Origin of the sequence: Alcanivorax sp. P2S70, from assembly GCF_000475295.1 — a bacterium.
Lineage (GTDB): Bacteria > Pseudomonadota > Gammaproteobacteria > Pseudomonadales > Alcanivoracaceae > Alcanivorax > Alcanivorax profundi.
Genome location: NZ_AXBZ01000034.1, coordinates 442,844 through 461,166 on the forward strand (window position 1 = coordinate 442,844; position 18,323 = coordinate 461,166).

Consider the following 18,323-nt stretch of genomic DNA (forward strand, 5'->3'; position numbering starts at 1 on the left):
CCCCATTCCAGTGAAAAATGCGCTGTCGGCATGGCGGTAATTTTTTCCTGCTCCTATGCTCGTTGCATCCCCTTGTTTTGGCACGCTGTGCAGGAGTAGGGATATGCAGGGCGTTTACTTGATCATCAGTGTAATAATCGTTGTGGCCGCAATGCCATGGGCGCCGGTGATGGCCTCTGTTCCGTTGCAGGTTCGTATTCATGCCGTGGAACAAGGCAATGTGGTAACTCCGAACCAATCCTTCACCTTGCACTACGATGTCACCTTTGAGAGTCAGTCCGACCATTATTACTACGTAGACAATAGTCTGAGATTAACGCGACCAAATAGTGTTACTGGCAGTGATCCCGGGCGCTTTTCTGTGACCTACCCCGGCGGTTTGCCCGAAGGCAGCATCAAAACCATTGGTATCTGTCTGCTGGAAAATGGTGATGAAATCTGTGACGAAATACGGGTCCGGTCAGGTGCCGTGCTGTCATTGGATCAGGCGGTAGAAGTTCACACGGTCGGAGTGAAAAATCATGTCACTCCGGATGCGCCGTTTGATATTCACTATGACGTGCTCAAACCTACAGATTCCAGCCACTACTATTATGTAGATGGCGAATTGTTGTCGACACGCGATAAGGGAAGTCACGCTGCTGCGGAGTTTTCAGTGACCTATCCCTGGGGCATGGAGGCCGGTGGCAGCATTGAGGTAAAAATCTGCGTTGATACTACGAATGATCAGGCATGTGGTTACAAGACCATCACAGCCGGTCTGGCACCGGCCGCCGCAGATGCGCCAGACCCCTTTAGCGCAGAGTTGATGCAGCAACACTATATTGCCCGCGCGGATTGCGACCCGGTGTGTGGTTACTACAGCAACATCTATTACGGTGATTCAGCGGTCAGTTGGCTGCCTCTGGTCGGGCCTGATGCCGAACCCAATGGCTTGCGAATTGATGTCTATTATCCGACGCAAGATGGACGTGTGCATACGCAAGGGGCACCAAACACACTTGTCATCTATGCTCACTCGGCCAACCATAACAAGGAAACACTGCTGGGCCCGAAGAAGGGGACCTTGTCCGCGTACATGGGAATCGGTGGTGCTGCCGGAGGGGTTACCGTGGCGTCACTGGACTTTCGTCACCCGGCCAAGGACATAGATAGCAACGGTTATCCAGTATCGCTGGATGATATGAGCCATGCGGTTCAGTTTTTCCGTTATTATGCGGACGTTTTCAATATCAACCCCGATGATATTTTTATCACCGGTTCTTCGTTGGGGGCGGGGGCAGGAATTCATGCTGCGGTCAAACAGCTGGCGAACCCCGATGATCCATCGCCTGTGAGACGTACGTCATCGGGTATTCGTGGTGCATTCCTTGCAACGGGCCAGAGTTCATTCTCGCCACATTGGTTCCGGTCTAATTTCCTTGAGGAAGAGATATGGCCTTACTACCAACCAGATTATCACGATGATATCGAACGGATGATTTATGGCCATGCGTTGGCCGATGTGTCAGTGAATGCTCCGATTCTGGAGTTGGTGTACGAGCAGGATTTCATCGATCACAAGGTGACTGCAAGCGAGAAGACCAACAAGGAAGTGGATACCACCCATTTGCCCAATTATGGTTTGGTGATGCTGGAGCAATACCGTCTGCATGGCATTGCTGAAAAGATAATGGTGAGGGAAAGTTACGGAGGTTCTTTCGGAACGGACTCCACCCGCTTCATCGAGCGTAACCGCCTTTCCGGTCAGCACTGACTGCGGGTCAGGGTTGTCGGCAACACAGAGCGAAACTGCGCGGCTGGCAGCCGGATCAAAGACTCACCAGCCGCCAGCAGGATCCTGGTGTCAAGCAAGGTGTGCAATCACCGTTTCTGCACTGCTCTTATCCACACCCTTATCATCCACACCGAGATACTCCACGATGCCATCATTAACAATCATGGCGAATCGCTTGCTGCGCGTGCCCATGCCAAAGCCGCTGGCATCCAGAACCATTCCGAGCGCTTTCGTGAATTCGGCATTCCCATCAGCCAGCATGGTGATGTGCTCAGCATTTTGGTCTTTCTGCCAGGCATCCATCACAAAAGCATCGTTCACAGCCATACAGGCAATACGGTCGGCTTTCTCCAGAATGGTGTCGGCACTGACCACAAAACCCGGCATGTGGGTATTGGAACAGCCAGGGGTGAAGGCCCCTGGAACGGCAAACAGTACGACTTTGCGGCCTTTGAAAAAATCGCCAGTACCCAGATCTTCCGGGCCATTATCGCCGTTGGTCTTTAGGGTGACATCAGGGAGGGTGTCGCCGACAGAAATGCTCATAGTAGCTCCGTTTCGAATCTCAGAAATTAAGGGCAATTGGCGCTATTCGTTACTGTGGGGGCACCAGTGCAAGCCTTCAAGTCAACATGATTGGTCGTGAGTAATGTGTCAAATAATCGTGATGATTGACACGCAGTAATACCTTTCTTACGGTGACTTTAGGCTGTGGTAATCGGGTGTTTATGGCACAGGTCAGTCGCACGATTACGTTGCTGGTAATGTTGGGCCAAGATGCCAGCAACGTTCTGTCAGTGTGGTGAGTCCGCGCTCCCTGAAGCGGATTTCATTCTCGATAATTTCCTCGCTGGAGAGGCAATTCAGGCGGTAATGCTGGCTGTACAATTCCTTCACATTTTCGGCATCCACAGAGAATGGCGGGCCCGGCATGAGCGACTGATCGTAGCTCAGTGTGATAAGCAATTGCGGTGAGCTTCCGGTGAGCTCGATGACGTGCCGGACGTATTGTTGGCGTAATGCTGGAGGGAGCGCAATGGCAGCCGCGCGATCATAGACAGCGTCAATGGTGCCAAGGGTACTCCGATCCAACGCGAAGATATCCCCCTGGAACAAAGTAATTCCCTCGGTACAGAAGCGTTTTCCTGCATGCCAATCAGATACTCTGGGCTCAAGGCCCGCTTCTTCGAAGAATGCAAGAACGGCATGTTCGCTTAATTCCGCTCCCACGACGTCTGCCCCCTGATCACGGAGATAGTGGATGTCCAGGGTCTTGCCGCACAGGGGAACGAAAACGCGGCCGGAGGAAGCCGGCCCCAATCGGTTCCAATGACATGTCAGCAACGGGTGAGCCCGGCTTAGATGAAAGCCGATTTCATTCTTGTTCCATTTGTCATGCCAGAAATCCGGTTCCATTTGAGACTCCAGTGAGTAACAGGGAAAGACGTGTCTTGCTGCGGGCTGACCGGCAGGACCCAGGCTATACGGATAATCAACTGGCCTGACGCAACGTTTTCAGGGTTTCCGTGATCAGGCGGGCGAAGTCCGGTTTCGCGACAATGCCCAGCGCCAGTGTGTAGACTCCATTCAGTAATGCCAGTCCGGCATCTGCTTGCATCAGACTCAACGCTACGATCAGCATGGAAACGCTTTCGAGCAATCCCAGTAACAAGAACATGCTGGCCTGGGTTTGAGCCGTTGCCTGTTGCTCAATATTGGCGTGGCGCTGATCACGGAGAGGGCGTTTGGCGATGGCACCGGGTGAGAGCAAAACGTTACGCAGAGGTCTGCTGATGGTAAGCATCAGCGCCATGGCGCCCATAGCTGCCATGCGCAATGTTTCCTCTGGGAGAAGTGTGGCAGGGGCGCTATATCCAGCGACCCAGACCAGAAAGCAGGTTCCCAGGCCAATAAGTAAAGGCCCCGAAAGCACCACAAACCATAGCAGTGTCATACGGCGGGCAGCCTGATTGAGCGAGGAAGTCATGGAATTGTCCTTGTGTTTTAAAACGTGACGCTAGCAAGTTACGGGTGGATAAAAAAGTGAATTCTGTTTCTGTCATACAGGGACATTCTTTCCGCAGTTTCATTGCCATTATGATTATTCAGCGACATGGTACTGCAACAAGAACCTACCCCTTTTGTCAGTGTTTCTGGCGAGGAGAGAATCATGACTTCCATGATGCAGGAATTGCCGCTGGATCCCGCCAAGCTGAACCGCGTTGGCAACCCTAACCGTGCTGAGGTGCGAAAGGTCCGTACCTTGTTCCGGTGGATATTGGGCTCCGATCCCCATCCCACACCCAAACAGATGACGGTGATTCGTGAGTCGATTCTTTCCGGTGATCCCCTGGCTGATGCTGTCGTTGCCATGTATGGCCGGTTGCCGGCGGGTGAGGGGCGAAAATTGCTGGATCAGGCACTGGAGCACGGTATAGACACGGTATCCGACGCCCCCGCTGAGCTGCGTTCCCTGTTCAAGCAGATAGACCACGAGCCCATTTGGCTGGACCGTGAACTGCTTCGACTGGGATGTGAGGTGTCCTATCGGGTGGGCATCTCTGGTGAGCTGGTGTTGCGCAATATGTCGTTGATGGGTGGGTATCTGGCCGGAGCGGCAGCAAAACCGCTGGTGTTTACCGGACAACTGGATCGTATGGCCAACCGGAGGTTGGTAGAAACCGGAAAATTCTGGATGGACGTGAACACTCCCGGAGGCCTTGAGCGCGATAAGGAAGGGTTCAAAAGTGCGGTGCGCGTGCGCTTGATGCATGCGCAGGTGCGCAACATGCTGGTCAAATCCGATAGTTGGGATATGCGCTGGGGCTACCCCCTGAATCAGTGGGATTCGATGGGGACCATTCTGGAGTTCTCGGTGATCTTCCTCACAGGGCTTCGTGCATTGGGTTATCTTTTCAGCCGTCGTGAACGAGAGGCCGTTGTTCACCTGTGGCGTTATGTGGGGTACCTGATGGGCGTGGACGAACGCATTCTGCCGACCAATGAGCAGGATAGCATGCGAGCGCTGTATCACCTGATCGCCACCATCGGTGACAGTGATGATGACACTCGCCGTCTGGGGGAGGCGCTGGCAAATGCCTCGTTACAGGGGCGCGAGGGCTGGCTACAGGAAAATATCGGCAAGCTGGAGTACACCCTGCGAGCGGGTTATACCCGATATATTCTTGGTGACGAAGCCGCTGACAAACTGGGTTTGCCCCGCACCCTGACGAAATATTTCTGGCCTGCCCAGGCGCCGCTGCGGATGGGCGCTGAGCTGGTTCGAAAGGCTACGCCCGGGTCTAACCGGATGCTTATGTGGGTGGGTGAAAAGGCGCGCAAAAACGCGTTTCCCGAGCAGGTCAAAAAACTGAAGGCGGATACGACCTTCACACCGGTCAAAAAACTGTTTCGTTAACCCTTATCACAGCTGCGTATCCCTCATATGGGGGATGTGGGCTTTCCCCCTTCAAGGCTAGTCTGGTGGCGATACCCGATCGTTGGGTGTCACCACAAAACGTCATTATGAGGGGGATGTATGAAACGCATTAAGGGTGTGATCGGGTTGGTGCTGCTGGTGATGTCGGTGCCTGCATTGGCCAGCCCCCAGTACTGCGCTTCCGTCAGTGTGCAGCATGATAAGGGGCAGCGTTATTTGATGACGCTCAAGAACAACTGTAACCAGACGGTATACGTGAACTATTGCTATCAAAGCACGACCGGACATCGCCAGGTCAACCGTGAAAAGGCGGAGCCCTCCACCTCGGAAACGGATTCTTTCCATGGCATCAGCGGCAGCATTGATTACATTCTTGGCTGGAGCTGGAATGAGGTGCGGGGAAGCTGCGGTTAAAGTCGCCAGCAGAAGTATGCCGCAGACCGCAATGGTCTGCGGCACGAGGGTTTAGTCGCGGAAGTTGTTGAACTGTAGCGGGGTCTCGATTTTTGAGCCCTTCACCACGGCAATGGCTTCTTGCAGGTCGTCGCGTTTCTTGCCTGTCACACGAACTTGATCGCCCTGAATGGAGGCCTGGACTTTCAGTTTGGCTTCCTTGATCAGCTTGACCAGTTGTTTGGCTGTCGGCTGATCAATGCCCTGGCGGAAAGTCAGGGTCAGTGAAAACGTCTTGCCACTGTGTTCCGGTTTGTCAGGGCGGTCGGCGCCTGCCGGGCTGATTCCCTGCTTGACCGCATTCTTGGTGAAAATCTCTTCCAGCTGCTGAACCTGGAAATCGGATTCGGTCTTGAAGGTAACCGCCAGCCCGCTCTGCTCGATGCTGGCCTCTACGCCGCGAAAGTCGAACCGGCTGGCCAGTTCCCGGTTGGCGTTTTCCGTTGCGTGACGCAGGGCGACTTCATCCACTTCGGAAACAATATCAAAAGAGGGCATGGCTCGATTTCACTCCTGGGACCTGATGGGCTGGCCATTATAGCGTGCAATAGGGCGTGATTGGAGCGGGGGCGGGTGCTGCAGCAGAGGATCTGCTTGCGCTATGCCAACGGCGTTCAATTTACAGGGAATTAGTCCTTTGGATGAATAGGCTGGGTTAGCCGTTGGGGTTATGTTGGCCTCGCCATGCAGGACTGCATGGCCTTGAAACCCTGCCAGGAGGCAATATCCATGTCACTGAAAGAACGACTGTCTGCCGACAGTCTGCTGGACTCCCTGCCGGTGTCCAGGGATTTACTCACCCGTCTGGGGCTGATTGGGGCCCAGGTTTCCCGGAAAATCGCCATTGATCAGGTCAGCGTCGATAGCGGTACGCTCAATAATCTCAAGGTAGAAAAAGTCAATCTGGGGAGCGCCAGTATTGGCAGTCTCAAGGTGGAGAATGGCTCTGCCAGCGTCAATAACGCCAAGGCAGTACTCAACCAGGTGCGCAGCATTGTGGAGCTGGGATTCCGGTTGAATTGGGAAATTGACCTTGGCTGGATCGGCAGCTGGGATGGCAGCGAGGATATGGGCAGCCTGGATATCCCGGTGGACCTGGGTACGATCACGGTGCCGGACCTGGGGGATATCAACCTGCAGATCCCCACTATCGATATTCCTGGCCTGGTGGCGGACATGCGTCCTATTGATCAGCTGGATCTGGGGAGTCTGGAGCTCGCGGGGGTGCGTCTCGACAAGCTGAGCCTGCCAGGGGCGGGGTTGACCATTTCAGGGATGGGCGTCGGCGATCTGGCCCTGAGTTCCGTGACGGTACCGTCCGCCGCTGGCGAGGCGCTGCGTGTCAATCGGGCTGCGCCTGTTCAGTCCCTCCGTTTGCCGGGTGCCAGCCTGGAAAACGTGGCCATCCCGTCAATCAGCATGCCGGCGGCGACCAGCGGATCGTTCAATGCAGATGCCACGGCATCAGACAAGTCGCTGGGCATCGACGTGGGTATTCTCAAGGTGAGTGTGGCGGTGACACCGACCGTGCATCTCAATGTGGGGAGTATGACGTTGAGCGATGCCAGCCTGGCCGCCGATCTGGGCAAGGTGTCCATCAATGACATCAGTCTGCCGGTCTCCCTGGAAGGGATTACGGGCGGTGAACTGGCACTGGACGCGATCAGCGTCAGCAAATTGACGTTCTGAGTGAGGAGAAAATCATGTCACTGAACCACAAGGAATTTGAAAAGCGCTGGGAGCAGGCGCACCGTCAACAGCGACCGCAAAAAAAGAAAGCATCCATTGCGCCGGTGGTCCATCTTTCCGTGATTTCCGTGCTGGACAATTACATGTCCCAGCTGCACAAGGCGGTGGAAGGTCATGCGTTGAGCAAGGAAGAGTGTGAGGAAGTCTGCAAGAAAATTGCCGAATTGAAGCCGCTGGCCAAAAAGGCGGATAGCAAGGCCGCCAAGTATCTCAGGGTATAAGCAGCCCGGGACGGGTTGCGACATAACAGAAGGGCGGGGGTGCACTGGCACCTCCGCCCTTTTTTCCAATGGGTGGCGTAGTACTAGAAGGCAAGCACCATATCGGTGGTGAATGCCCAGCCGTTGCCCCCCACCTGAAAGGGAACACTGCTGTAGCCCACAGGAGAATCTTTCAGATACAGCCCCTGTACGTTAAAACGGAATTCCTTGCGCTTGAACGGGTACCAGTTAACGCCCACGCTCAGGTCGTGCGGGGTGCCATACTCCCCCTGGATTTCCGAGTAGGCTACATAAGGCTGCAGCACTTTAGGAATCGCCATCATGGAGGCCTGAACCTGATAGCCCTTGTCTTCCAGTTCGTCGACGGGAAGTGGGCCATTGGCATCAAAGTTATCAACCTGGCGATGGTAGTACTCGGCTTCCAGGAACCACCCCCGGTATTTGAGTCCGGCATTCGCGGCGGCCATACGGTAGGTGGCCTGATTAATGGCGGTGCCGTTGCCAAAGGGATCAGCCTGGAAAATCAGTGTGCCGTCGGACAGGCGAATCTGGGAGTTTTCGAAGGAATTGGTTCCCGGTTGAGCCTGGGCGTCTTCCCGGCTATATGTGAAATGAAGACCGAATCGGGTCGCCACTGCTTCGTGGAATTCATAATCCCCGAGTCCCTCACCGGGGCCAAACTCGCCGGTAGTCGGCATCCACCATATTGCGCCAGAGGCGGTGTTGAGCCCGTCATCGAGCTGGTTGCCGCTGACCCCCAACTGGCTGAGATTGTTCCCCAGCATGGCTCGGTATTGCAGTCCTTCGGCGATCTGTCCTTCAGCCCAGACCCCGGTGGTGTAGGAGCCCCGGAAGAATTCGTCGGCGATGGTCCGGTGGTCATTCTTGAGCCAGTTAGGGAAAGTGTAGTTGGTTGAACGGGTAGAGGGCAGTGCGCCAATACCGGCGTAGAGCTTGAAGGCCGGATTGAAATGGTAGCCAAGGTTACCGGCAACGACGACCTGTGCCGGGTCCCCCTGACTGGTATTGGATGTCCATGTATAAAACAGGTAGTGCAGCTTGGGATCGAAGATCCAGCCCTTGAAGCTGATATTCACTTTCTGGAATTGGAAATCGTTGCGCGGATCGATGCTGCTGGTGTTACCGAAACTGTCGGTATATGTGCGCTCAAAGTCTTTCTGGTTGAGATAACGGGTGTAGCTGAATACCCCGAAATTGACCTCGCCCATATCCGAGTTAAACAGGTTGAAACCCTTGCCCGGGCGATAGCCAAGGCTGATGCCGGGATTGTCTGCGGGGCGACTGGCAACAGGCGGCGCGTCACCATACAGCTCGGTTTCCAGCTGTTGAATCCGTTGATCGAATTCCTGGCTTTGTTGCTCAAGGTGGTGACGCATGGAGCGTAATTCTTCGAGCTGGCGTTGTACTGCCTCGTCAGAGGTTTCGGCCATTAGTGGCGGCGCAAGCAAGGCAGCGCAAAGCGCTGCCGGAATAGAGGTGATATTTCGCATTCCCTGATCCCTTATTGTCAGCGGTTGCCGTTGTCGTCTGCAGGGCAGACTTTGGGGGCGTGGTAATCCAGATCCATCAAGCGGAAGTAGTTGGCGCCGAGGGCGATGTTTTCGAAAGCCTCGTCATCGAGTGCGCGCAACACCCTGCTGGTGACTTCCAGCTCCTTGCCGTATTGATCGTCAGCCTTGTAATTGGCGGCGACAAAATCGGTGCCAGGGAGAATGCGGGTGGAGTAAGCATTCAGGAACGGGATGTAAATCTCGCCCCATTGGTGGTACTCGTTGTAGAGCACGTCCCAGGAGATATCCAGCATCAGCTTGGGGTAGGTGTCCAGGAGTCCGCTGAGAATCTCCACGTGGCGGGCGGGGTCCATATTGCCCAGTTCCTTGGATAATCCCATATGCGCCCAGACGATCTTGTTATTCGGATAGGTTTCCAGGATGTGTTCCATAAGGGGCAGGAACTGGGTGGGGTTGGCGTCGTTGCCCAGGTCAGAGTGGAAGGTGACCGGGATACCGCGCTCACGCAGAACATCCATAAATGGCCCCCACTGATCGATGTTCTCCAGTGAGGCCGGTTCGTGGTTGTTTTTCAGCAGGGCTTGCTTGACCACATTCAGCTCCCCACTCCAGCTGAACATGCCAGGGTATTCGCGATCGTATAGCTCGATCAGGCTGACAATGTCATCCGGATGAGCCAGATCCATAAACGTCATGGAGAGCGTAATGTGCAGGTTGTCACTTGGGTAGGCCACGGTTTCCATGCCGTTGACGAAATCGTTCTTGATGCTCGGCATGGCCGTGACGCCGGGGCAATCCAGATAGTAGTTGCAGCCGGAATCCAGCTCCAGGATCTGGCCAATACCGAAGTAATTCACAAAGCGAACCCCTTGCCCTTCAAGCATGGCATGCAGCTTTTCCGCATTGATTGCCGGTCCGCCAAAGGGGCGCGGATGAAAGTGGGCATCGACCAGTGGTGTGTAGGGTTCCTTTTCCCGGTCGTAACAGGCTTGCTGGTCGCTGGGCTGAGTCAGGGATTCCAGTGTGCGTGCGTTGTGTTGACGGGTGTTCGGGATTTCTCCGCTGATCCCAAGCGAGGTGCACCCGGAGATCAGGGTGGCAAGCGGGAGTGCGAGAAAACTGTGACGGGCAAGCCGCGTTGCGCGTTTAGTCAGATCCTTCTTCATGGCGTTCCCTTGCTGATTGTCATTCAGGTGGACAGTTCGATACTAGGGGATGGATGGAGCCCTAGCCACCACCGGTACCGGGATTCAGGAACAGGGGCACACCACCCACCGCGGTGGGGGCGACCTTTAGTGACCGCAGGGGGGCAATAAGTGACTGAAAGGTATACGTGTTTTGGTCTTGTGTTTAGGTTTGGCATGTTTAGGCCGGCCGCTGATATTTTTGGTCAGGTGGAGAGCAGTTTGCCCATGGTCAGGGTGTGGGCGCCGTGAAAGACTCCATCGTTGCTTGGAGAACTTCACCTGACCTGGGAGGCCGAATATGGGTGCCGTACTGGAAACCGAGAATCTGAAACAGAGCTGGGCCGCAGACGCGGTGGCTCGTCAGCGCCGCTATTTTGAATCCGGTGCAACCCGCAGTTATGAATTCCGCGTTCAGCAGCTCAAGAAGCTGAAGAATGCCCTGGTGAAATACCAGACCGAGATCCGCGATGCCCTCAAGCAGGACATCGGTCGTCCGGAGTTCGAGGCGTACATCGAAATGAGTACCGCCTATGAAGATCTCAAGCACACCATCAAGCACCTCAAGAGCTGGATGAAGCCACAGAAAGTGGGCACCACCCTGTGGGCGCAGCCGGGCCGTAGTCGTATCGAATCCACGCCTCAGGGCGTGACCCTGCTGATGGGTCCATACAACTATCCCTTCCTGCTGCTGGTGCAGCCGTTGATCGGTGCCATCGCCGCCGGTAACACCGCGGTGCTCAAGCCGTCTTCGCTCAACCCCACCGTGGCCGACGTGGTGGAGAAGATGATGAAGGAATGCTTCAGCGAGGATTTCGTATCGGTCTTCAAGGGCAGCACCGAGGTGACCAATGCGCTGCTGGAAGAGCGTTTTGACCACATCTTCTTCACCGGTAGCCCGCGGGTGGGCCGGATTGTCATGGCGGCTGCCGCCAAGCACCTCACCAAGGTGACCCTGGAGCTGGGTGGCAAGAGCCCGACCATCGTGCACAAGGATGCCAACCTGAAAGTGGCCGTGCGCCGTATTCTGGCCGGCAAGATGATGAACGTGGGCCAGACCTGTGTGGCACCGGATCACATCCATGTTCACAAGGACATCAAGGCGGATCTGGAAAAGGCCATCGTTGCCACCCTGAAAGAGTGGTACGGCACTAACCCGAGCCAGAGCCCGGACCTGGGCCGCATGATCAACGAGCGTCACTTTGATCGCGTCTCTGGCCTGATCGACAAGGCCAAGGTGCTGGTCGGTGGTGAGTCCAACCGGGAAGACAAGTTCATTCCGCCCACCGTGCTCAAGGATGTGAGCATGGATGACGAAGTGATGCAGGAAGAAATCTTCGGCCCGGTGCTGCCGATGGTGACCTATTCTTCCATTGAAGAGCTGATCGGTAACATCAAGAGGCTGCCGGAATACCCGCTGGCCCTGTACCTGTTCACCGAAAGCCGCGATGTGGAAAATCAGGTGCTGGCTAACACCCAGTTTGGTGGCGGTTGCATCAACAACACGGTGATGCATGTGGCCAATCCCAACCTGCCGTTCGGTGGTGTGGGTGAGAGTGGCATGGGGGCCTACCATGGCAAGAACTCGTTCGACGTGTTCTCCCACAAGCGCGGTATTCTGCGGGCCACCACCCTGTTTGATATCAAGATGCGTTATGCCCCGTACAAGGACAAGGTCAACATGATCAAGAAGATGATCAAGTAAGCCTTTTCCGGACGACAAAAAAGCCCGGCACCAGAAATGGTGCCGGGTTTTTTTGTGGTTCATCGCGGATGAGAGGGAAAGCCCGATTGGCTCCTCGTTGCTTGCCGTAGGAGCGTCGGTTATTTGCTCCGCTCACCCTTCGGGCCGCCCTGCGGGCGTTCCTTCGCTGCGCTCGGTGGCGGCGCGAGTGCGGGTCTGGATCAACGCGTTTTCACCACAAAGCATGCTGAGCCCACAGAGAAAGGCTGTCTTGTGCTGGCGATAAGTCTGATTATGGCGCCGCCACCGAGCGCAGCGAAGCACCTTCCTTGTGGGTCATGGGCATGGCTCCCACCGGGGTGGGAGCCCGGGATCAGGCTTCGATTTCGATCAGTACCTCGCCCGGGGTCACGCGGTCGCCCTTTTCCACGTACACCGCTTTCACGGTACCGGCAATGTTGGCCTGGATCTCGTTTTCCATCTTCATGGCTTCGGTCACCATGACGCCCTGGCCGGCTTTCACCACGTCGCCTTCCTTCACCAGCACATCCACCACGTTGCCCGGCATGGCGGTGGTCACATGGCCCGGGTCGGTGGCGCGGCGGCGTTTGCTGCCACCGCCTTCAGCGGCGTATTCGTTGAGGGGTTCGAATACGGTTTCTTCCGGCATACCATCGAGAGACAGGTACAGCTTGCGCTTGCCGCTGCCGGCGTCGCCCACCCCGGTGATGGCCACTTCATAGGTTTCGCCGTGCACATCAATAATAAATTCGGTGGGCGTACCTTCGCTGCCTTTCTGTTTGCCGGGTACCGGCTCGGGCAGCAGGGCTTCCGGCTTCAGGGTGCCGTCGGCACGCTGCTGCAGGAACTCGCGGCCCAGCTCCGGGAACATGGCGAAGGTCAGCACGTCTTCCTCGTTACCGGCCAGCTCCCCAATCTCGCTACGCAGCTTGTTCAGTTCCGGTGACAGCAGGTCCGCCGGACGACCTTCCATGGGGCTCTCGTTACCGATGGCCTTTTTCTGCACGTCAGGGTTCACCGGCGCCGGGGCCTGGCCGTAGCCACCCTGGAAGTAACGCTTCACTTCATTGGTGATGGTCTTGTAGCGCTCACCGGAGAGCACGTTGTACACCGCCTGGGTGCCGACGATCTGCGAGGACGGCGTCACCAGCGGCGGGTAACCGAGATCGGCACGCACGCGGGGGATCTCGTCGAACACTTCGCGGATGCGATCCAGCGCGTTCTGTTCTTTTAGCTGGTTGGCCAGGTTGGACATCATGCCGCCCGGTACCTGGTTGATTTGCACGGACACATCTTCGCGGGTGAATTCGCTTTCGAACTGGTGATACTTCTTGCGCACTTCGCGGAAGTAATCGGCGATTTCGGAGAGCAGGGTCAGGTCCAGACCCGTGTCATGCTCGGTGCCGGCCAGAGCCGCCACCATGGCTTCGGTGGCTGGGTGGCTGGTGCCACTGGCAAAGGCAGAGATGGCGGTGTCGATCCGATCCACCCCGGCTTCGATGGCTTTCATCTGACACAGCGGCGCGAGGCCCGCCGTGGAGTGGCTGTGCAGTACCAGCGGCAGGTCCACTGCTTCCTTCAACGCCTTGACCAGATCGTAGGTGGCGTAGGGAGTGAGCAGGCCGGCCATGTCCTTGATGGCAATGGAGTGCGCGCCCATGTCGCGCAGCTGCTTGGCCATGGTCACAAACAGCTCCGGGGTGTGCACCGGGCTGGTGGTGTAGCACAGGGTGCCCTGGGCATGCTTGCCGGATTTATTCACCGCCTTCATGGCGGTTTCCAGGTTGCGCACATCGTTCAGGGCGTCGAATACCCGGAACACATCCATGCCGTTGTCGGCAGATTTCTGTACGAAGGCTTCCACCACATCATCGGCGTAATGACGATAGCCCAGCAGGTTCTGGCCGCGCAGCAGCATCTGCAGGCGGGTGTTGGGCAGGGCCTCGCGCAGCTTGCGCAGGCGCTCCCACGGATCTTCCTTGAGGAAGCGCACGCAGGCATCAAAGGTGGCGCCGCCCCAGGCTTCCAGTGACCAGTAGCCGACCTTGTCCAGCTTCTCGCAGATCGGCAGCATGTCTTCGGTGCGCATACGGGTGGCGATCAGCGACTGGTGGGCGTCGCGCAGGATCACATCGGTGATTTCGACTTTCTTGGCGTTGCGGTTGCTCATGATCAATTCCTGTTATCGGCGACGGATTACCAGCCGGCGTGGGCGGCCAGGGCGGTGGCGATGGCCAGCGCCATTTCCGTGGGATGTTTCTTTTCCGAGTACTGCAGCAGTTCCGGATGCTCGGGCACGAAGCTGGTGTTGAAATTCGCGGCGCGAAAATCCGGGTGCTGGAGAATCTGTTTGTAGTAGCTGGCGGTGGTGCGGATGCCATGCAGGCGCATGTCATCCAGGGCGCGCTCACCGCGGGCGATGGCGTCATCCCACTGCAGCGCCCACACCACCAGCTTCAGGCACATGGAATCGTAGTAAGGCGGAATTTCGTAACCGGTATAGATGGCGGTATCCACTCGTACGCCCGGACCGCCCGGCGCGTAGTAATGGCTCACCCGCCCAAAGCTGGGCAGAAAGTCGTTCTTCGGGTCTTCCGCATTAATGCGGAACTGCAAGGCAAAGCCGCGGTAGCTGATGTCCTGTTGGCGGTAACTGAGCGGCAGGCCGGCGGCAATGCGCAGCTGCTCGCGGACAATGTCCACCCCGGTGATTTGCTCGGTGATGGTGTGCTCCACCTGCACCCGGGTGTTCATTTCCATGAAGTAGACTTCGTTGCCGGTGAGCAGGAATTCCACCGTGCCGGCATTTTCGTAGCCCACGGCTTCGGCGGCCGTCACCGCCAGGCCGCCAATGTAGTTGCGCTGCTCGGGGGTGAGCTGGGGGCTGGGAGCAATCTCGATGAGCTTCTGATTACGCCGCTGGATGGAGCAGTCGCGCTCGTACAGATGAATCACATTGCCGTCGCTGTCGGCGAGAATCTGCACCTCGATATGGCGCGGATTGACGATGCACTTTTCCAGAAACACTTCGGCGCTGCCGAAGGCCTTGGTGGCTTCGCTGATCACCCGCGGGTATTGGGTGCGCAGTTCGTCGGCGCTGTCGCAACGGCGGATGCCGCGGCCGCCACCGCCGGAGGTGGCTTTCAGCATCACCGGGTAGCCGATCTCGTCGGCCAGGGCCAGGGCGTCGTCCAGATCCTTCAGGTTGCCTTCCGAGCCCGGCGTCACCGGCACCCCGGCGGCGCGCATGCTGTCGCGGGCCTGGGTCTTGTCACCCATCTTGTGGATGACCTCGGATTTGGGCCCGATAAAGCGCACGCCCTGTTCTTCACACAGGCGGGCAAACCCGGCGTTCTCCGACAGGAAGCCGTAGCCCGGATGAATCGCATCGCAGCCCACCTGTTTGGCCAGGCTGACAATTTTCTGCGGATCCAGATACCCGGCAATGGGGTCGTCGCCCAGGGAGTAGGCCTCGTCCGCACGTTTCACGTGCAGGCCGTAGCGGTCGGGCTCGGTGTAGATCGCCACCGAGCGAATCCCCATCTCGGCACAGGCACGAATGATCCGAACCGCGATCTCGCCCCGGTTGGCAATCAGGACTTTCTTCAGCATGTAAAGCTCCTCCATCGAGGAAGAGGAGCCTATTTTGGTCAATCCATAAGTGGAAATCAGAATCTGTCTAGGTGAACATAAGCTATCACTTATGGAGAGCCGATAAAGCCAGCATTAATGCGGGGTGCAGGCGGTCTGATATCGGAAGTTGAATGTCGGCTGCTAAACATCTTGGTTTAAGGTGTCGACCTTGTTGTCCTGCCCCGGCCTAAGGTGTTTGGCAGAATCACACCCAGAGATCCCATGCCCCATACCTTGCACCAGCTCACCAGCCGTCTCACCTTTCGCCAGCTACAGGTGTTCCTGATGGTGCACCAGTATCGTAGCTACAGCCGTGCCGGGGAGCAGTTGGGGTTGACCCAGCCCGCGGTCAGTAGCCAGATTCGGCAGCTGGAGTCCGCATTGGACATGCCGGTTTTCGAATATGTGGGCCGCAAGCTGTACTGCACCGCCGCCGGCGAGCGGTTGGCGGACACCGCCGCCGCCATCTTTGAGTCCCTGAAAAACCTGCAGACGGATCTGGCGGCCCAGCAAGGCCGGGTAGCTGGTGAGCTGAAGCTGGTGGCGGTGAACACGGCCCAGTATGTGGTGCCCTATCTGCTCAAGGGATTTGTGGAAGCCCACCCGGATGTGACAGTGAATTTACGCGTGGTGAACCGGGCCGAAGCGTTGCGGCGGCTGGACGACAACGAGGATCACCTGATGATTCTCGGTATCGTGCCGGAGGACAAGCCGCTCAATGTTCTGCCGTTTCTGGACAACGAATTCATCGCGGTAGCGGCCCCGGACCATCCTCTGGCGGCCGCCGAAACGATCCGTGCGAGCACGTTTCTGGGGGAGAAGCTGTTGTTGCGGGAGTCTGGCTCCGGTAGCCGTTTGACCCTGGAGCTGTTCTGCCAGCAGCACAGGGTGGCCTTGCGCTCCTCTATGGAGCTGGGGGCGAACGATGCCATCAAACATGCGGTCATGGCGGGGCTGGGGGTGGCGGTGTTGCCGCGGCTGAGCCTGCGTAGCGAGCTGCAGCTTGGGCAATTGGTGGAGCTGCCGGTGGAGGGGTTTCCGCTACGGCGTTCCTGGTGCGTGGTGTATCCCAAAAGCAAGTATCCGACCCCTGCCATGTCGGCGTTCGTGGATTATGTGCAACAGAATCTCAAGGACATTGCCGGCCGTTTTCAGGCGCTGCAGGGCTAGGGCGGCGCCTGGAGGGCTTTCCAGCGTTTGTCGCGGGCTTTGCGCAGGGTACGCTCCTGTTCCAGGATTGTTTTCCAGGCCGCCGGCAAATCTGCATCGGCTTGCACTGGCAATCGTGTGTACAGATCGCGCAGCGCCTGTTTGATGGCGTTGATTTCAGCGGTATCGGGCCCGGTTACGGTGGTGTTGTTGTCCGGGTGGTACATGCTGTCGTGAAGCAGCACATTGAGGCGCGCCTCGGTGAGGGAATAGTCACCATTGGGCCCGCCCCAGCAGGTATCGGCATCGTCATCATCCTGGCCGTCGTCTTCCCAGAAACACAGGCCGCAAATCTCATAACGACCACGCTCGCCGATCGTGGGGTAACCACAACAGGGGCAGGCCGTGCGATTGACACGATGGCGCTTGTTCAGGGTGATGTGCTGATAGCGCGTGGCGAAGAGTGCCCGCCGCTGGTTCAGGGCTGCCTGCTGTTCCTCGGTCCACTGGCGTCGGGGCATGGGTTACTCGATATTCTGGATCTGCTCGCGCATTTGCTCGATCAGCACCTTCAGCTCCACCGCGGCGGCGGTGGTTTCGCTGTCCACGGATTTGCTGGCGGTGGTGTTGGCTTCGCGGTTGAGTTCCTGCATCAGGAAATCCAGCCGGCGGCCAATGTGGCCGCCTTTCTTGAGAATGCGGCGCACTTCCGCCACATGGGTGATCAGCCGATCCAGTTCTTCTTCCACGTCCATTTTTTGCGCCAGCAGCACCAGTTCCTGCTCCAGGCGGTCCGGGTCCGGTGACTCCACCACTTCCTGAATGCGGTGGCGCAGGCGCTCGCGCTGGGCTTCCTTGATGCGTGGAATGGCCGCCTTGACGATTTCGACCTGGGTGCCGATGCCATCCAGGCGGTCCTCGATGAGTTTGCCCAGCTGCTCGCCTTCACGGGCGCGGGTGTCGATCAGGGCCTGCAGGGCCTCATCCAGCAGCGAAAGGGCTTCGCGCTGCAGCAGCTCCACATCCAGTTCCTGGCTGCTGAGCACACCGGGGTAACGGAGGATTTCCATCGGGTTGACCTGGCCGGGGTGCTGGACGATATCGCCGACCCGGCGGGACACATCCGAGAGTTGCTTGACCAGCGTTTCGTTGAGTTCCAGGCTGGCTTCACTGTCGTCCTGCTGGTAGCGCAGGGTCACTTCCACCTTGCCACGGGCCAGCGCCTTGCGGCACTTCTCGCGCACGCCATTTTCCAGGCCTCGCAGCGCGTCGGGCAGGCGGGGGCTGACCTCCAGGTAGCGGTGGTTCACCGATTTAATCTCCCAGGCCAGGCTGTAGCCTTGCAGGTGGCGGTCGGCACGGGCAAAGGCGGTCATGCTGCAGATCATGGGAGAACCTCAATGTTGACGATGGAAGGGCCGCCCCGGATATGTGGGAGCTTGCCGGCTCCCTAGGGAGCTTCTGAATAACTCCTTGCGTAC

Annotated in this window: 17 protein-coding genes; 7 read left to right on the forward strand and 10 right to left on the reverse strand. The window is 57.3% G+C overall.

All coding sequences use genetic code 11. From position 1 onward, the window contains the following. Positions 1 to 103 precede the first annotated feature (103 nt). Complete coding sequence (locus Q672_RS29270) at positions 104 to 1,756, forward strand: alpha/beta hydrolase (protein ID WP_022986077.1); 1,653 nt, start codon at positions 104 to 106, stop codon at positions 1,754 to 1,756. 90 nt (positions 1,757 to 1,846) lie between these two features. Here Q672_RS29270 and Q672_RS29275 read toward each other — a convergent pair whose 3' ends face one another. The 3 genes from Q672_RS29275 to Q672_RS29285 form a co-directional block, all read right to left on the reverse strand. Further along, positions 1,847 to 2,323, reverse strand: a complete 477-nt coding sequence (locus Q672_RS29275; RefSeq protein ID WP_022986078.1) for a peroxiredoxin — start codon at positions 2,321 to 2,323, stop codon at positions 1,847 to 1,849. A 204-nt stretch (positions 2,324 to 2,527) separates the two neighbouring features. Next, on the reverse strand, positions 2,528 to 3,193 hold the full coding sequence (tmpT, locus tag Q672_RS29280; protein ID WP_022986079.1) for a thiopurine S-methyltransferase: 666 nt from the start codon (positions 3,191 to 3,193) through the stop codon (positions 2,528 to 2,530). 76 nt (positions 3,194 to 3,269) lie between these two features. Then, the gene (locus tag Q672_RS29285; RefSeq protein WP_235047202.1) at positions 3,270 to 3,608 is read right to left on the reverse strand and encodes a hypothetical protein; all 339 of its coding nucleotides are present in this window, start codon (positions 3,606 to 3,608) and stop codon (positions 3,270 to 3,272) included. Between the two features lie 339 nt (positions 3,609 to 3,947). Between Q672_RS29285 and Q672_RS29290 the strand changes: the two genes are divergently transcribed. Both Q672_RS29290 and Q672_RS29295 read left to right on the forward strand, forming a co-directional pair. Further along, positions 3,948 to 5,195, forward strand: coding sequence for an oxygenase MpaB family protein (locus tag Q672_RS29290; protein WP_022986081.1), 1,248 nt, complete (start codon positions 3,948 to 3,950; stop codon positions 5,193 to 5,195). Between the two features lie 120 nt (positions 5,196 to 5,315). After that, positions 5,316 to 5,630 (forward strand): hypothetical protein, encoded by a 315-nt coding sequence (locus Q672_RS29295; RefSeq protein WP_022986082.1) that lies wholly within the window; start codon positions 5,316 to 5,318, stop codon positions 5,628 to 5,630. Between the two features lie 51 nt (positions 5,631 to 5,681). Here Q672_RS29295 and Q672_RS29300 read toward each other — a convergent pair whose 3' ends face one another. Then, entirely contained in the window at positions 5,682 to 6,167 is a 486-nt protein-coding gene (locus Q672_RS29300) for a YajQ family cyclic di-GMP-binding protein (RefSeq protein WP_022986083.1), read from the reverse strand. Between the two features lie 231 nt (positions 6,168 to 6,398). Between Q672_RS29300 and Q672_RS29305 the strand changes: the two genes are divergently transcribed. Then, positions 6,399 to 7,358: a hypothetical protein gene (locus Q672_RS29305; RefSeq protein WP_022986084.1), complete on the forward strand. Its 960-nt coding sequence runs from the start codon at positions 6,399 to 6,401 to the stop codon at positions 7,356 to 7,358. Between the two features lie 14 nt (positions 7,359 to 7,372). Then, positions 7,373 to 7,639: a hypothetical protein gene (locus Q672_RS29310; protein ID WP_022986085.1), complete on the forward strand. Its 267-nt coding sequence runs from the start codon at positions 7,373 to 7,375 to the stop codon at positions 7,637 to 7,639. 83 nt (positions 7,640 to 7,722) lie between these two features. On the opposite strand, the gene Q672_RS29315 is transcribed toward Q672_RS29310, so the two are convergent. Together Q672_RS29315 and Q672_RS29320 are read right to left on the reverse strand one after the other, a co-directional pair. Beyond that, positions 7,723 to 9,150 (reverse strand): hypothetical protein, encoded by a 1,428-nt coding sequence (locus Q672_RS29315; RefSeq protein WP_022986086.1) that lies wholly within the window; start codon positions 9,148 to 9,150, stop codon positions 7,723 to 7,725. A 17-nt stretch (positions 9,151 to 9,167) separates the two neighbouring features. Next, positions 9,168 to 10,337 carry an amidohydrolase family protein gene (locus Q672_RS29320; RefSeq protein ID WP_022986087.1) on the reverse strand — a complete coding sequence of 390 codons (1,170 nt, stop codon included), beginning with the start codon at positions 10,335 to 10,337 and terminating at the stop codon, positions 9,168 to 9,170. Between the two features lie 319 nt (positions 10,338 to 10,656). On the opposite strand from Q672_RS29320, the gene Q672_RS29325 reads away from it, so the two are divergent. Beyond that, a complete protein-coding gene (locus Q672_RS29325; protein ID WP_022986088.1) occupies positions 10,657 to 12,060 on the forward strand; it encodes an aldehyde dehydrogenase in 1,404 nt (467 codons plus the stop codon). 352 nt (positions 12,061 to 12,412) lie between these two features. Here the strand turns inward: Q672_RS29325 and oadA are convergent, their stop codons facing one another. After that, a complete protein-coding gene (oadA, locus tag Q672_RS29330) occupies positions 12,413 to 14,230 on the reverse strand; it encodes a sodium-extruding oxaloacetate decarboxylase subunit alpha (RefSeq protein ID WP_022986089.1) in 1,818 nt (605 codons plus the stop codon). 26 nt (positions 14,231 to 14,256) lie between these two features. After that, positions 14,257 to 15,672, reverse strand: coding sequence for an acetyl-CoA carboxylase biotin carboxylase subunit (locus Q672_RS29335; RefSeq protein WP_022986090.1), 1,416 nt, complete (start codon positions 15,670 to 15,672; stop codon positions 14,257 to 14,259). Positions 15,673 to 15,915: 243 nt separating this feature from the next. On the opposite strand from Q672_RS29335, the gene Q672_RS29340 reads away from it, so the two are divergent. Next, positions 15,916 to 16,863, forward strand: a complete 948-nt coding sequence (locus Q672_RS29340) for a LysR family transcriptional regulator (protein ID WP_022986091.1) — start codon at positions 15,916 to 15,918, stop codon at positions 16,861 to 16,863. Here the strand turns inward: Q672_RS29340 and Q672_RS34010 are convergent. Together Q672_RS34010 and Q672_RS29350 are read right to left on the reverse strand one after the other, a co-directional pair. Then, positions 16,860 to 17,363 carry a CPCC family cysteine-rich protein gene (locus Q672_RS34010; RefSeq protein WP_022986092.1) on the reverse strand — a complete coding sequence of 168 codons (504 nt, stop codon included), beginning with the start codon at positions 17,361 to 17,363 and terminating at the stop codon, positions 16,860 to 16,862. The genes Q672_RS29340 and Q672_RS34010 overlap by 4 nt on opposite strands. A 3-nt stretch (positions 17,364 to 17,366) precedes the next feature. Further along, positions 17,367 to 18,230, reverse strand: coding sequence for a YicC/YloC family endoribonuclease (locus Q672_RS29350; protein WP_022986093.1), 864 nt, complete (start codon positions 18,228 to 18,230; stop codon positions 17,367 to 17,369). Between the last annotated feature and the right edge of the window lie 93 nt (positions 18,231 to 18,323).